This is a genomic window from Aquimarina mytili, from assembly GCF_016735115.1.
Taxonomy (GTDB): domain Bacteria; phylum Bacteroidota; class Bacteroidia; order Flavobacteriales; family Flavobacteriaceae; genus Aquimarina; species Aquimarina mytili.
The window spans coordinates 172079-186580 of sequence record NZ_JAERQJ010000002.1 but is presented as its reverse complement, the minus strand read 5'-3'; the positions used below and the strand labels follow the sequence as shown (position 1 = coordinate 186580).

The window sequence follows — 14502 nt, the reverse complement described above, 5'->3', positions numbered from 1 at the left end:
AATATTGAACAGTATAAAAATATAATCGAGAAAATAGATGATCTTAAACGGCTGTGATTCATATCTACTTTCTTGGATGAAAATTATGAATAACTTCGCTTAAGTGGCTTCGGTCGATATGCATATAAATTTCTGTGGTGGTTATACTTTCATGACCAAGCATAAGTTGTATAGCTCTTAAATCCGCACCGTTTTCTAATAAATGCGTTGCAAAAGAGTGTCTAAAGGTATGCGGACTTACTGTTTTATGTATTCCAGATTTTTCAACCAATCGTTTTACGATGGTAAAAACCATAGCTCGAGTTAATTGTTTTCCTCTTCGATTTAAGAATAAGGTATCTTCAAACCCTTTTTGTATGGCAATATGGTTTCGTATTTCGTTTTTATAGATTGTAATAAACTTTTGAGTATTCTCTGCAATCGGTACGAAGCGTTGTTTATTTCCTTTTCCTGTAACACTTATAAACCCTTCATCAAAAAAAAGATTAGAAAGCTTTAATTCTATAAGTTCGCTAACTCGTAATCCGCATCCGTATAAGGTTTCTATCATTGCCCGATTGCGTTCACCTTCTGGTTTACCTAAATCTATTTCACCAATTATTTGGTCTATTTCTTTTACGGATAACGTATCTGGTAGCTTTCGTCCAATTCGAGGAGCTTCTATAAGCTCCATAGGGTTGGATTCTCTATAGTCTTCAAAAACGAGATAGTTAAAAAAACTTTTTAACCCTGAAATGATCCTTGATTGCGATCTGGCATTAACAAGTTTAGCGGTTTCAAAAACAAATTGTTGGAGTGTATCTGTTTCGATTGAGAGCGGATCACTTTTTATTTCATTTGCGTCAAGAAATTTTAACAGTCGCTCAACATCAAAAACATAATTAATAATAGAATTTTCTGATAGCCCTCGTTCAATTCTCAAATAGTTTGTATAGTCTTTAATAGCGTGATTCCATTTCATCCTGACTAAGATATAAAAAGAAAAAACATAGTAAGATGCTTAAAATTATAATTTTAAATGAAGTCAGAAAAATCTGAAAAATTATTAAGAAAGTTTTAGCTCTTTTAAACAAAAATTTTAGTTTTGCCTCCGAATTTTTAAAAACAAAAAATGATAAAAAGACTTTTATTAGTTATTGTATTGGCATCGTTTAGTATTGTTGCTAATGCACAAGAGGAAAAAATAAGATTTGGGGCAAAGGCAGGATTAAACTTCGCCTCACTTAATGGAGATGGTATAAGCGGTTTGAGCGGTTTAACAAGTTTTCATATAGGTGCTGTAGTAGAAGTTCCTATAGCTGAAAAACTTGCTTTTCAACCAGAATTAGTATATTCTTCTCAGGGATATCAATTTGATACTGTGGTTTTCGATGGTTTTTTAGGTGCTTTAAATGTTGATAGTACAACCAAACTGAATTACATCAATATACCAATAATGGCTAAATATTATGTAGCACAAGGATTAAGTATACAAGCAGGACCGCAAATTGGAATTTTAGTGTCTGCCAAAACTAAAGCAGATACTGCAGGTTTTAGTACTGAAGTTGATGTAGATGATTTTGTCAAAACTATCGATTATGGAGTAAACTTTGGAGCGGGTTACCAGTTAGACATGGGGCTTTTCTTTGATGCAAGATACAATCTTGGTCTTTCAAATATTAATGACGGTTTTGGGTCAGGTCTGGTTAAAAACCAGAATTCCGTAATCCAATTATCAGCAGGATATAAGTTCTAACATATCTGTTATGAAATTATTTTAAAAAGCATTCTGATTTTCAGGATGCTTTTTTATTTATACTATTTATTAAAAAATAAAGTTACTTTTGATGTAAGTTATATACGCATGATATGAATAAGAACATATTTATAATTGTTATTGTATTGTTTTCCTCGATCAACTTTTTATTAGCTCAGGATGAGGATCCATTGTATACTCGTGCCGGATTTAAATTTGGAGGTAACTATGCTAATATCACAGGGGATCTTGAAAATACAGATGCTAGAGTACGTATGCATCTCGGTGCTGTAATAGAGTTTCCGATAACATCCAACTTTTTTGTACAAGCAGAAGTTCTTTATTCGGCACAAGGATATACTATTGAAGAAAATAGTATTGAGAATGAAATTAGCTTAAATTATTTAGCACTTCCCCTTATTGCAAAATATTATTTTGTACCCAAATTTAGTTTTGAAACAGGACCACGATTTGCCACATTGGCTAATGAGTCTAACTCTATAGGTGATGAGACCGATGAGTTCTTTAATACATACAATGATTTTGATTTTGGTTGGGTTTTTGGAGCTGGGTTTAAAGCAGAAAGTGGTTTGTTTTTTCAGGTACACTATACCTTAGGGCTGAATAATGTTTTTAATACAGATATAAATGATATTTCGAGTAATCATTCAATTGCTCAACTATCTGTTGGTTATTTATTTAAAACCAAAAATAATAGAAGACAACAATCACAAGAATAACGCATGAAATTAATTATAGTTAATGGGCCTAATCTCAACCTTTTAGGTAAAAGAGAGCCTGGGATATATGGTAATCAAACATTTGAAGAGTTTTTCGACGATTTGCAAACCAGATTTTCTAAGCTTGAATTATCTTATTTTCAATCTAATATAGAAGGGGAGATTATTACCAAAATCCAGGAGGCAGATGATCATTATGATGGTGTTATTCTTAATGCTGGAGCGTATACGCATACTTCAATCGGGATTGGAGATGCTATTAAAGCTATATCTACTCCTGTTGTAGAAGTTCATATTTCTAATACGTTTGGTAGAGAAGAATTTAGACATCAATCTTATATTTCACCAAATGCTAAAGGAGTTATTCTTGGTTTTGGCTTACAAAGTTATATCTTGGCAATACAAAGTTTTTTAACCCAATAATGCATACAACTTATTTTAATTGGAGTAGTGGTAAAGACTCTAGTTTAGCTTTATATTATATACTTCAGGAAAAAGACTTCGAGGTAACAAAATTGCTAACTACTGTCAATAAAGATTATGAACGTGTTTCTATGCATGGTTTGAGGGAAGAGCTACTAGATTTACAAGTTGATAGTTTAGATATACCCCTCGAAAAAATTAAGCTCCCTGCACAGGTTTCTATGTCGTCTTATAACGAAGCAATGAGAACCACTGTTTCAAAACTGGTAGGTGATGGGTATACCCATTGTGTTTTCGGAGATATCTTTTTAGAAGATTTAAAAAAGTATCGCGAGGATCAGTTGCAACCATCAGGAATCCAATGTGTTTTTCCATTATGGAAAAGAAATACCAAAGAGTTGTTATTAGAGTTTATAGCATTGGGTTTTAAGGCAATAACCGTTTGTGTTAATGCCAAATATCTTGACGAATCTTTCTGTGGAAGAGTTTTGGATGCATCATTCTTAAACGATTTACCTCCAAATGTCGATCCTTGTGGAGAAAATGGTGAGTTTCATACTTTCGTTTATGATGGACCAATATTTAAGCATCCCATACAGTTTGAAATAGGTGAAAAGATTCTTCGCGGTTATGAACCATCAAAAAATGAAGATGATAATTGTTTTGCTAAGGATCAAGAAGATAATAGAAACTGGGATGCATCTTTTTGGTATTGTGATTTAAAACCTATCTAATCATCTATTTTCTCCGATATAAACCGGGCTCAATTTATTTAATTCATCTTCTTTATATATTCTTGATTTAATAATAAATCGAACTCCTAACGGAATTTCTAAAGAAAAACTGGCTCCACGCCCTTTTACAACATCTACAGTTAGTTGGGTATGTTTCCAGTATTCAAACTGATCATTAGACATGTAGAAATCACATCCATGAATTTGCCCAAGACGTATATCGGTTTCATTGATCATTAATTCTCCTTTTTCAAAACACATTGGGGATGAGCCATCACAGCATCCACCGCTCTGATGAAACATCAACTCCCCATGTTGTTTTGAAAGGGTATTAATTATAGCTTTTGCAGCATCTGTAATTTTAACCCGTTCAATCATAAGTCTATTTTAAAAAAATCCCATTGGTTTTTTATCATATGATATAAGCATGTTTTTGGTTTGGCGATAATGATTAAGCATCATTTTATGGTTTTCTCTACCTATTCCAGACTTTTTATATCCTCCAAAAGGAGCATGTGCAGGATAGTTGTGATAGCAATTTACCCAAACACGTCCTGCTTGTACTGCTCTAGAGATTTGATATGCCTGATGCGTGTCACGAGTCCATACTCCGGCTCCAAGTCCATAAAGTGTATCATTAGCAATTTCTATAGCTTCAGCTTCATCTTTAAATGTGGTTACGCAGGCTACAGGACCAAAGATTTCTTCCTGAAAAACACGCATCTTGTTGTTTCCCTTTAATAGCGTTGGTTTGATATAATAACCCTTTTCAAGACCTTCAATATATGCTTCTTCTCCTCCTGTCAATACTTCGCATCCTTCATCTTTTCCGATATTAATATAGTTTAATACCTTTTCAAATTGATCATTAGATGCCTGTGCACCCATCATAGTTTCTGGATCTAGCGGATGTCCTATTTTAATAGCTTCTGTGCGCTCAATAACACGTTCTATGAAGGCATCATATATACTTTCTTGTATCAAAATTCTTGAAGGGCAAGTGCATACTTCTCCTTGATTTAGGGCAAACATAACAGCTCCTTCGATGGCTTTATCAAAGAATTCATCATCTGCATCCATGATGCTCTCAAAGAATATATTTGGAGATTTTCCTCCAAGTTCTAAAGTAACAGGAGTAATATTTTTTGAAGCATATTGCATAATCAATTGTCCGGTAGTGGTTTCACCAGTAAATGCGACTTTGTTGATACGTGGATTCGATGCTAGTGGTTTGCCTGCTTCTGTACCAAAACCATTTACTACGTTAAGAACACCTGCTGGAAGAATTCCTTCGATAAGTTCCATTAGGATCATAATGCCCACAGGAGTTTGCTCTGCTGGTTTAAGTACTACGCAATTTCCGGCGGCAAGGGCAGGAGCTACTTTCCAGGTTGCCATCAATATTGGGAAATTCCATGGAATGATTTGTCCAACAACTCCTAATGGTTCTTGTAAATTAAGAGATACCGTTTCTGAGTCTAACTCACTTACAGATCCTTCTTCGGCACGAATTACTCCTGCAAAATACCTAAAGTGATCAATAGCTAACGGTAGATCAGCGACCAAGGTTTCACGTAGGGCTTTTCCATTGTCCCATGTTTCTGCCCGAGCTAATACTTCTAAATTTTCTTCGATTACATTTGCTATTTTTAGTAGGCAATTACTACGAAATGTAGCAGATGAATTATTCCATTCTGGAGCGGCAGTCCAAGCTGCATCGATAGCTAGTTCTATGTCCTCTGAAGTTGAACGAGCCACTTTGGTAAAACTAGTGCCGTCTACCGGTGAGATATTGTCAAAATATTGGCCTTTAGTTGGTTTGGTCCATTTACCACCAATATAATTTTCATATTGGTCTTTAAAGCTAGGTTTTTCCCGTTTACTTTTGGGAGATGCTTGAGAAATACTCATAATGTTAAGAATTAAGTTTGTTTAAGTAAGCGATAACATGTGTGTACGTTTTGTCAAAATTGTAACTATTTGACAAGAAGGGATCTACAATTAAATATACGCTATTTTGATCGATTTACGAGATATGTTCATGTTAATTTCTTATGAACTTTTTCTAGAGCAATTATTGGTAATAATTGATAGTCATGCGGCTTATTTTTTGGACGAGAATGATTGATTTTGATGTAGAATTATTTGCTAAAATTTTACATCTAAAGGTATGATGATAATAATTACTTTACTTTTATATAAAACCAAGAGGAAATGTTGCACGTAGATCTTAAAGGTAAAACTATATTGATTACTGGAGCTTCAGATGGAATAGGAAAATCTGTCGCAGAATTTTTAATGAAAATGGGAGCTAGAGTGGCTGTTCATTACAACTCTAGTAAAACTTCTGCTCAAACATTAGTGAGTAATTATCCAGAAACTCGCTCAATGGCTTTTAAAGCTGATTTATCAAAAGAATCAGAAGTGTATGGACTCTTTGATGAGATTATCTCTGCTTTTGATAAATTAGATGTTATCATACTTAATGCAGGTGTGTTTTTGAAACATTCTATAATGCGAAATGCTCAAGATTGGTTTTCTGTTTGGAAAAAAACTATGGATGTTAATCTTAACTCTGTCGGGTTACTTACTAAATTAGGAATAGATCATTTTATTGAAAATAAAGGCGGCAGGTTTGTTTTTATAGGCAGTAGAGCTGTGTTTAGAGGCGAGACTGAAGAGTATCTGGCTTATGCAGCTTCAAAGGGTGGGATGGTGTCATTAGCCAGAAGCGTAGCACGTTCTTTCGGAAAACAAAATATTAAATCATTTATAGTATCTCCTGGATTTACCAGAACACAAATGGCAGAAAGCTTCATTAAGCATCACGGAGAACAAAAAGTTCTTGATGAGATAGCGTTGAATGAACTGACAACACCAGAAGATTTAACCCCAACAATCGCTCTAATGTGTGGTGGATTTATGGATCATGCCACTGGAGCGACAATAGATATTAATGCCGGAAGCCATATCAGGTAATATAAAGATGTAGATGTAACTTACATTTCGTTCATACAGACCTTATTTCCCGAATACATCATAATTATTAAAATTTAAAAAAGGACTTTTTTAGGTTAAGTTGTTTTTATAGTACAAGCTAACTAACCCAAAATATTTTTTCTAATTATGAAAACACAAATCAAAAGAGGAGTCCTTTTTCTTGCACTTTCTTTTTTAGTTCTTCTTATATCTTGCAAAACAGATAATGATGAAATTATCAATGCCCCTCTAGATCAAGTGCTAAAATTAAACTCTAAAGTAGCTACACTGATATTAAAAACTACAATGAATGATGGTTCTAAAGACAATATCCTAGATGGTTCAAGTTGCTTTAGTATTGACTTACCAGTTACTATTAATGTTAATGGACTTGAAATTATGATTGACTCTGAACAAGATTTTCAAATCGTTGAAGAGATATTTGATGAATTTGAAGATGATCTAGATGAACTTGATCTTATTTTTCCTATTACTGTCATTTTAAGTGATTTTTCTGAAATTGTTATAGAAAATGATCAACAACTAGAAGAATTAATTGAAAGTTGTGATATAGAAGATGAAGATGAAGATATCGAATGTCTTGATTTTGAATATCCTTTTACTGTATCTGTTTTTGATCCTCAAAATGAACTTATTCAAAGCATCACTTTTACCAGTGATAAAGAACTTTTTGACTTTATAAATGATTTAGATGAAGACGATATTGTAAATGTTGACTTTCCAATTACAGTCATACTATCTGATGGAGCCGAAACAATCATAAATAATTTGGATCAATTAGAAAATGTTATTGAGGCTGTTATTGATGATTGTGACGAGAATGACTTAACAGCAGAACGTTTTACACAAGTGATTACTATCGGAAGTATGAAGGTCCAGAAGTATAAGGATAATGAGAACAATGAAACTGAAAATTATGATGGCTATGTCTTTAATTTCTATTCTGATGGTACCTCAGCCGTAACTATAGAAAATGAAAATGACGATGATGCTCAAGGAACAATAACGACTACAATTAATGGAACGTGGTCGGTAACTACCAGGGTCGATGGAGGACTCAATGCAACATTTGATTTTGGAGCAGAAGAACCTTTAAGTAAACTTAATATCGAGTGGAATGTTAAAAAAATTAAAGATAAAAGAATTATGTTCGATAATAGAAATGGAGAAGGAATTAGTAAAGATGAATTGTTTTTTATTAAAAATTGAAAGGGTTTACAACAAACGCGTTGAAATCAATGTTTTTTAAGGATAAGAAAATATCAAAAGATGGAATACTAATAGCAGGAGCTTTAGTAATTATTTATTGCTTCTTCTTGATTTTTCTACTAGTCGCATATATATAGCCATATTAATATTTCTCAGATATAGTTTATCAAAGCCTCCACAATGCTAATCTTTGGAGGCTTTTTTATACATCATAATGTTGAAGAAAGTCCCTGATTTCTTATAATCAACAACCTTCCTGTATTGACTTCTCATAGAATTTGTACTATCTTTAAAGACAAAGTATTACACATAAATCAAATTATTAACTCAATTTAACTACTCTTAAAACCATGAAAAAACTTACTGTATTAATGCTTTTGGTATTTTGTACCATGAGCAGTCTCACGTATGCGCAAAACAATAAAGATCTTGCAAATACATATCTCAATTTAAAAGGCGAGGTGATTTTCAGTTTTGTTATAAATAACATATCAGAACTAACTACTATAACTAAGGAGTTATCAATTATTCATTACGACGAGGTAACCAAATCGGTTAAAGTAATGGCAAACAAAAATCAATACGTTTCTTTTTTGCAAAAAAATATTCCTTTTACAATTGTTGCAGAAGATAATATAATCGGTGATAGACTTATGACTTCTGATATTTCATATAAAGCGGCAGCTACTTTTCCGCTTACTGCATATCCTACATATGCCGATTATGTGACAATGATGAATGAGTTTGCTACAAACAACCCTTCACTATGTAAAATAGAAAATATTGGAGCAACAACAGAAGGAGATAAATCTCTATTGTTTGTAAAGCTATCCGACAATGTAAATAATAATGAGCAAGAACCAAGAGTAATGTATACTTCGTCAATGCACGGGGATGAGATTGCAGGATATCCAATGATGCTAAATCTAATCGACTTTTTACTCAATGCTTATACAGATACTTCTAATCCAAGACATCTGGAAATTAAAGACTTATTAGATAATAATGAGGTTTGGATTAATCCTTTAGCAAATCCAGATGGCACATTTAGAAACAGTCCTAATAATACCTCTGTAGCCAATGCAACACGAGGTAATGCTAATAATGTTGATTTAAACAGAAATTATCCTGATCCTGATGATGGACCAAATCCAGATGGCAACGCATATCAAACCGAAACATTAGCTTTTATGAATTTTGCAGCTACTAAGCATTTTGTGCTTTCTGCTAATTTTCATGGAGGAATAGAGTTAATTAATTATCCATGGGATACTTATGCAGGAGCACATCCAGATGAAGATTATTTTATACATGTTTCTGAAGAGTATCGTGATTTTTGTCAGGCAAATAGTCCTAACGGGTATTTTGATGATAGAAATAACGGAATAACTAATGGTTATGCATGGTATGAAGTGCAGGGAGGGCGACAAGATTATCAGATTTATAATCATAAAGGAAGAGAAGTAACCGTAGAACTCTCTAATGCTAAAACACCACCTGCAAGTCAATTAGTGAACTATTGGAATTACAATAAGGATGCCCTTATTGCTTTTTTGAAACAAATCAATTACGGAATACGTGGCGTAGTAACCGATGCGGTAACTAATCAACCTATAGAAGCAAAAATTACAATAGTAGGAAAAGAAAATTACGAATCATGGGTTCCTACAGAGTTGCCCGAAGGAGACTATTATAGGCCTATAAAAGCTGGAACATACAATATTTTATATGAAGCAGAATGTTATGAGTCATTAACACTTAACGGAGTATCTATTGCGGATTATGCTACCGTGATTCAAGATGTACAATTGACTCCAATTGGAGGAGTTGCGCCCACAGGTCTAACGGCATCAAATGTTCAGGCAGTATCTGCTACATTAAGCTGGCAAGCTAGTGCGGGAGCAACTTACGATGTACGTTATCGAGTGGTTGGAAATACAAATTGGACAACGCTTTCTGCAAATAATAATGCCATCAATATTACGGGTTTAACCGCTACAACAGACTATGAGGCACAAGTGAGAAGTAATTGTGCAGGAGGGCCAAGTTCGCCATATAGCACATCTATAAACTTTGCAACAACTGAGGTGCCGTTATGTGCAGGAATTAATAACTTTCCGTATACTGAAAGTTTTGAGTCGGGCTTAGGAGCATGGGCAAACGCTACTGGTGATGACATAGATTGGACACGAGACTCTGGAGGCACCCCATCAAGCACTACAGGGCCTTCAACCGGTCAAGAGGGTTCTTTTTACCTATATACCGAAGCTTCAACGAGTGCAAACCCGTCTGGAAACCCTAACAAAGTAGCGCTTCTTAATAGTCCTTGTATTGATTTGTCTTCGCTTTCGGGGGTTTCTCTGGAATTTGGATATCATATGTATGGAGCGACAATGGGAACGATGGAAGTTTTAATAAGTACAGATGACGGAGGTACGTATACTTCGATCTGGTCAGAAAGTGGAAATTTAGGAAATACCTGGAATCAAGCTGATGTAAGTCTTTCGGGGTATTCAGGTTCGGTGATTAAATTACAATTTAAAGGTACGACAGGTACAAGCTGGCGAAGTGATATGGCTATTGATAATATCAAAATTTTATCATCTGTTGTAGATACAGAGGCGCCAACTGCACCAACAAACCTTGTGACTTCTAATATTACAGGAACGAGTATTACATTATCTTGGGAATCATCAACAGATAATGTAGGAGTAACAGGTTACGAAGTATATCAGGGATCAACATTAGTTGATACTACAACCGATGGGTTAATTAGCGTTGTTTCTGGTTTAACACCAAATACTACATATTCTTTTACGGTTATAGCTAAAGATGCGGCAGGAAATAGCTCACCATCTAGTAATACTGCAAGCGGAACGACCTTGGACGCCGATATCACATATTGCACATCACAAGGTAATAACATAAACTTTGAATATATTGACCTTGTTAGTATAGGAGGTTTTAGTAATCCATCGTCTGCGACAACAGGATATAGTGATTATACCGATATAGGTGGGCCTATTGTTAATTATGGTATTAATACTATTACGTTAAGTGTAGGTTTTGCAAATTCATCCTATACCGAATTTTTTGGAGTTTGGATTGATTATAATAAAAATGGAATTTTTGAAGATTCAGAACAAGTAGTGTCTGCATCAACATCAAGTGGTGACGCTCTATCATATGATTTTTCTGTACCTACTACAGCACAGGAGGGAAATACCAGAATGAGAGTGTCTATGAAATATAATGGAGCGCCAGGTCCTTGCGAAACCTTTACTTATGGAGAAGTTGAAGATTATACTGTTAATATTGGAGGGGTGGTCTTTAAAGAAAATGGCCTTGCCCAACTAAATAAAACTGATAAGATTATTTTGCACCCGAATCCTATAAAAAAAGGAGTACTTTTTATTGATGGAATGAACTCTAAAAAAGCCTCTTTTAAAATTGTAAATTACTTAGGGCAAATAGTTATTAATAGCACATTGTCTGAAAACAAGGTGAATGTTTCAAATCTACCTAATGGAATTTATGTTATAGAAATCGATACTAATGGAGCTAAGATCTCTAAACGATTTATGAAGCTATAGTATTACATACCTCATATATACAAAACGAGCCGCAATGAATATTGCGGCTCGTTTTATTATGGATAGTACCTATCGTAGAGTACAAGATTATTTTTCTTTATAATCAATAACATCCTTGATATCTACACCCATATAATCGGCTATTTTCTTTAGCCGCTCAAAATCTTTAGCAAGGTCTTTTCGCTTTACCACATAATCACCTGCCTGCGGACTTACCCCCAAGGTTTTTGATAAGCCGTACACTGTTTTTGCTCCTTTACTTTTTTTAAGAAGCTTTTTTAATTTCTTGTTAACCATTGTAAAATATGTAAAAAGAAATCAAATATACAAATAAATTTTTATTAAAAAAATATTTGATTATTAAAAAAATGTTTGTATATTTGATTCATACTAATCAAATCATTGAACTATGAAACTCTTTTTAGCGATTACTCTAATCTGTATGTCTTTAGGAAATGCGTCACCTATGATAACAGAATCAGCATATTCTTCGGATAAGGAGAAAACTGACAGGAAAAAGAAAAAAGAAGATGAAAAAGATGCTGCGAAGAATAAGAATCTACATTCTGTGAAAAAATGGAAAATCACCATTCAATACACTAATGGTACCATGATATCTAAGACAATTGTTGTTGCAGACAATTCCAAACTAAGCGCTTTGGAAACGGCTTTTGCAGAAGCTGATAAGTATTTAGAAAATAAAAGAAATGTAAAAGAATATAGTGTATCTCCTGTAACCTCTAATTATGTGTTGTTAGCCGGAGATTAAAAATTTAATCAAAACCCTGAACTTACCTATTTTATGAAGAAGGACTGATGTATTTCAGTCTTTCTTTTTTTGTGCTATATTTTAAATGCCATCGATACATAATTTAATTCATTAATAGGGGTAAACCCCCTTTTATATTTGTATTAAAAAAAGGGGATTTTCCTCTTTTTGTATTGTTGAATTATTCATAAATTTATACTCCTCAATTGTCATAAGTATTTCCCCATTTTTAGTGATTTATTATGTGTAGGTAATAACTAATTTTAGATACCTATCGCTACTAATTTTATCAAATAGGATTATGACAATACTGAATATTAATTCTTTTCGAAATAAACTGGTATATCTTAGTATACTATTACTTTTTGGTTCCTGTTATTCTGTACGTCTAGTAAGTACTAATGGCGCTCCTATGCCGGATCAAAATGACCGTGATGATTGGTATCGTGATAAGAAAGTAATTGTTTTGGATACGGTAATAAAAGCGAATATTGCTATTGATAAAATCACTATTCCTGTTAAAAGATTAGGCTGCGAATCGGGTAAACTATTTTCTGTAGAATATAAAGATACATTTGGTGGCAACCTTTTATATCTATTTACTTTTGGCAACAAACGAAAGCTAAAGATCAAGTACGTATGTATGAAACCTGAAAACTAATACATTATGGCAAATACTACTTCTCATCCAAAAACAAGCTGGGACACATTGCATAAAAATGGCCCTTTTGATTTAAAATTATTACAAATCACACAGTTAGAAGGAAAGGCAAATATACCTTCTGCAATAGATAGGTATAATGATGCTGCAAAGGAGATTCAAAATCTTATAAAAGAAGCTCGGGATAATAATGAAGGATTTCGAGCATACGGAGCAAGGTGGTCTATGTCAAGTGTTGCACATCAAAAAGATAGAATGCACTACAATAGTTATATGAATCTGGATCTTCCTATATTTTCAGACGACGTTCATCAAGCATCTTCTTTCGAGAAAAGTAATTTATTTTTTTTTCAATGTGGAAATACGATCAAAGAGATTTCTCAAGCTTTAGGAGCGCATGGAAAATCCCTAAAAACTAGTGGGGCCAGTAATGGTCAAACTATTGCAGGTTGTATTTCTACAGGAGTACATGGTTCTGCCTTAGATGTGGGATCTATACAAGATTATGTCGTAGGACTAAATTTGATTACAGGTCCTAATCCAGAAGATATTGTATATATAGAACGCCATACAAAACCTGCATTGGCAAATTCGTTTATTCAAAAAATTAACTCAAAGGTAATTCGTAATGATGAATTGTTTAATGCTGCATTGGTTAGTTTAGGGTCTTTTGGGTTCATCCATGGTGTGGTACTAGAGGCTGAAGATCGTTTTTTATTAAAACGATATGTAAAAAAAATAAATAAAGATACAGCCTTGAAATTGGCCAAGACTATGGATTTTGCGGCTTCAGATTTTCGTATTGAAGGAGAAATAGATGTTAACGGTAAACCAAAAAGGCCATATCACTACAAGGTTTTTATTAACCCCTACATCGATGATGATCAATATGTGGTCGAAGCAATGTATAAAAAACCGTATACTTCTAGATACCCTGATCCATTTAATACGATAGAAAAGTCTGTATATCGGGATTTGATATATCTTTTGATAAAAATTAGTGAAAAGTTCCCTAAGCGGATTCCTTTTTTCATTAAACAGTTACAAAAACAGATTTTACCTGATGTGAATGAAGAATCATTAGGAACTTTATATGAGACCTTTTGGGATGCACCATATCAAGGACCAGCTTTTGCATGCTCGTTTGGGGTTGACAGTAAAGATTCAGAGAAAGCGTTAAAAGTGCTCATCGACCTTACAAAAAAAGAAGGTCCTATACCCGGAATATATGCCATGCGATTTGTTAAAAAATCTGAAGCAACTTTGGCTTTTACAAAGTTTCCTATTACATGTATGATAGAAATTGATGGAGTACTATGGAAGAAAAGCAGAAACCTAATGAGTTTAAAAGAGTTTTCTAAGAGAATGATCCAAGTGTTGCAACATAATAATATACCGTTTACCATTCATTGGGGTAAAAATTCAGATTGGGGCTTTCCTGGTTTAGTAGAATATATGTATGGTGCTAGGGCAAAAGAATGGAAAAAATATAGAAATAGCTTATTATCTAAAGAAATGGCTCAATTATTTTCTAATGGATTTTTAGATACAGTAGGTTTATCCAATGTCAACGAGGAAATAGAGATAGAAACACTTGATGAAGATTTAATTGCTTCTCTATTAGATTAATAAATCCTT

The 14502-nt window shown here is 33.7% G+C and carries 14 protein-coding genes; 10 read left to right on the top strand and 4 right to left on the bottom strand.

Features of this window, described 5'->3' with window-relative positions; translation table 11 throughout:
- Positions 1 to 64: 64 nt before the first annotated feature.
- The gene (gene xerD, locus JJQ60_RS05690; RefSeq protein WP_201917585.1) at positions 65 to 961 is read right to left on the bottom strand and encodes a site-specific tyrosine recombinase XerD; all 897 of its coding nucleotides are present in this window, start codon (positions 959 to 961) and stop codon (positions 65 to 67) included.
- 150 nt (positions 962 to 1111) lie between these two features.
- On the opposite strand from xerD, the gene JJQ60_RS05685 reads away from it, so the two are divergent.
- From JJQ60_RS05685 to JJQ60_RS05670, 4 genes are all read left to right on the top strand, one after another.
- Positions 1112 to 1735, top strand: coding sequence for a porin family protein (locus JJQ60_RS05685; RefSeq protein ID WP_201917583.1), 624 nt, complete (start codon positions 1112 to 1114; stop codon positions 1733 to 1735).
- Between the two features lie 113 nt (positions 1736 to 1848).
- The gene (locus tag JJQ60_RS05680) at positions 1849 to 2475 is read left to right on the top strand and encodes a porin family protein (RefSeq protein ID WP_201917581.1); all 627 of its coding nucleotides are present in this window, start codon (positions 1849 to 1851) and stop codon (positions 2473 to 2475) included.
- A gap of 3 nt (positions 2476 to 2478) precedes the next feature.
- On the top strand, positions 2479 to 2898 hold the full coding sequence (aroQ, locus tag JJQ60_RS05675; RefSeq protein ID WP_201917579.1) for a type II 3-dehydroquinate dehydratase: 420 nt from the start codon (positions 2479 to 2481) through the stop codon (positions 2896 to 2898).
- Positions 2898 to 3632 carry a Dph6-related ATP pyrophosphatase gene (locus JJQ60_RS05670; protein ID WP_201917577.1) on the top strand — a complete coding sequence of 245 codons (735 nt, stop codon included), beginning with the start codon at positions 2898 to 2900 and terminating at the stop codon, positions 3630 to 3632. Before aroQ ends, JJQ60_RS05670 begins: the two co-directional genes overlap by 1 nt.
- Here JJQ60_RS05670 and JJQ60_RS05665 read toward each other — a convergent pair whose 3' ends face one another.
- Both JJQ60_RS05665 and JJQ60_RS05660 read right to left on the bottom strand, forming a co-directional pair.
- Positions 3633 to 4010, bottom strand: a complete 378-nt coding sequence (locus tag JJQ60_RS05665; RefSeq protein ID WP_201917575.1) for a DUF779 domain-containing protein — start codon at positions 4008 to 4010, stop codon at positions 3633 to 3635.
- A 9-nt stretch (positions 4011 to 4019) separates the two neighbouring features.
- The gene (locus tag JJQ60_RS05660; protein WP_201917573.1) at positions 4020 to 5543 is read right to left on the bottom strand and encodes an aldehyde dehydrogenase family protein; all 1524 of its coding nucleotides are present in this window, start codon (positions 5541 to 5543) and stop codon (positions 4020 to 4022) included.
- Positions 5544 to 5846: 303 nt separating this feature from the next.
- Between JJQ60_RS05660 and JJQ60_RS05655 the strand changes: the two genes are divergently transcribed.
- From JJQ60_RS05655 to JJQ60_RS05645, 3 genes are all read left to right on the top strand, one after another.
- Complete coding sequence (locus JJQ60_RS05655) at positions 5847 to 6611, top strand: SDR family oxidoreductase (RefSeq protein WP_201917571.1); 765 nt, start codon at positions 5847 to 5849, stop codon at positions 6609 to 6611.
- 147 nt (positions 6612 to 6758) lie between these two features.
- Positions 6759 to 7841 (top strand): hypothetical protein, encoded by a 1083-nt coding sequence (locus JJQ60_RS05650; RefSeq protein WP_201917569.1) that lies wholly within the window; start codon positions 6759 to 6761, stop codon positions 7839 to 7841.
- Positions 7842 to 8191: 350 nt separating this feature from the next.
- The gene (locus JJQ60_RS05645) at positions 8192 to 11434 is read left to right on the top strand and encodes a M14 family zinc carboxypeptidase (RefSeq protein ID WP_201917568.1); all 3243 of its coding nucleotides are present in this window, start codon (positions 8192 to 8194) and stop codon (positions 11432 to 11434) included.
- Positions 11435 to 11521: 87 nt separating this feature from the next.
- Here JJQ60_RS05645 and JJQ60_RS05640 read toward each other — a convergent pair whose 3' ends face one another.
- Positions 11522 to 11731, bottom strand: coding sequence for a helix-turn-helix domain-containing protein (locus JJQ60_RS05640; RefSeq protein WP_201917566.1), 210 nt, complete (start codon positions 11729 to 11731; stop codon positions 11522 to 11524).
- Positions 11732 to 11843: 112 nt separating this feature from the next.
- Here JJQ60_RS05640 and JJQ60_RS05635 point away from each other — a divergent pair, with 112 nt between their 5' ends.
- The 3 genes from JJQ60_RS05635 (at position 11844) to JJQ60_RS05625 (ending at position 14493) form a co-directional block, all read left to right on the top strand.
- Positions 11844 to 12203, top strand: coding sequence for a hypothetical protein (locus JJQ60_RS05635; RefSeq protein ID WP_201917564.1), 360 nt, complete (start codon positions 11844 to 11846; stop codon positions 12201 to 12203).
- 301 nt (positions 12204 to 12504) lie between these two features.
- Positions 12505 to 12864 carry a hypothetical protein gene (locus JJQ60_RS05630; protein ID WP_201917562.1) on the top strand — a complete coding sequence of 120 codons (360 nt, stop codon included), beginning with the start codon at positions 12505 to 12507 and terminating at the stop codon, positions 12862 to 12864.
- 6 nt (positions 12865 to 12870) lie between these two features.
- Positions 12871 to 14493 (top strand): FAD-binding protein, encoded by a 1623-nt coding sequence (locus JJQ60_RS05625; RefSeq protein WP_201917560.1) that lies wholly within the window; start codon positions 12871 to 12873, stop codon positions 14491 to 14493.
- Positions 14494 to 14502 lie beyond the last annotated feature (9 nt).

Bases quoted from the DNA above. Each gene is read 5' to 3' on its own strand.
- xerD (WP_201917585.1), bottom strand. From the start codon at position 961: ATGAAATGGAATCACGCTATTAAAGACTATACAAACTATTTGAGAATT.
- JJQ60_RS05685 (WP_201917583.1), top strand. From the start codon at position 1,112: ATGATAAAAAGACTTTTATTAGTTATTGTATTGGCATCGTTTAGTATT.
- JJQ60_RS05680 (WP_201917581.1), top strand. From the start codon at position 1,849: ATGAATAAGAACATATTTATAATTGTTATTGTATTGTTTTCCTCGATC.
- aroQ (WP_201917579.1), top strand. From the start codon at position 2,479: ATGAAATTAATTATAGTTAATGGGCCTAATCTCAACCTTTTAGGTAAA.
- JJQ60_RS05670 (WP_201917577.1), top strand. From the start codon at position 2,898: ATGCATACAACTTATTTTAATTGGAGTAGTGGTAAAGACTCTAGTTTA.
- JJQ60_RS05665 (WP_201917575.1), bottom strand. From the start codon at position 4,010: ATGATTGAACGGGTTAAAATTACAGATGCTGCAAAAGCTATAATTAAT.
- JJQ60_RS05660 (WP_201917573.1), bottom strand. From the start codon at position 5,543: ATGAGTATTTCTCAAGCATCTCCCAAAAGTAAACGGGAAAAACCTAGC.
- JJQ60_RS05655 (WP_201917571.1), top strand. From the start codon at position 5,847: ATGTTGCACGTAGATCTTAAAGGTAAAACTATATTGATTACTGGAGCT.
- JJQ60_RS05650 (WP_201917569.1), top strand. From the start codon at position 6,759: ATGAAAACACAAATCAAAAGAGGAGTCCTTTTTCTTGCACTTTCTTTT.
- JJQ60_RS05645 (WP_201917568.1), top strand. From the start codon at position 8,192: ATGAAAAAACTTACTGTATTAATGCTTTTGGTATTTTGTACCATGAGC.
- JJQ60_RS05640 (WP_201917566.1), bottom strand. From the start codon at position 11,731: ATGGTTAACAAGAAATTAAAAAAGCTTCTTAAAAAAAGTAAAGGAGCA.
- JJQ60_RS05635 (WP_201917564.1), top strand. From the start codon at position 11,844: ATGAAACTCTTTTTAGCGATTACTCTAATCTGTATGTCTTTAGGAAAT.
- JJQ60_RS05630 (WP_201917562.1), top strand. From the start codon at position 12,505: ATGACAATACTGAATATTAATTCTTTTCGAAATAAACTGGTATATCTT.
- JJQ60_RS05625 (WP_201917560.1), top strand. From the start codon at position 12,871: ATGGCAAATACTACTTCTCATCCAAAAACAAGCTGGGACACATTGCAT.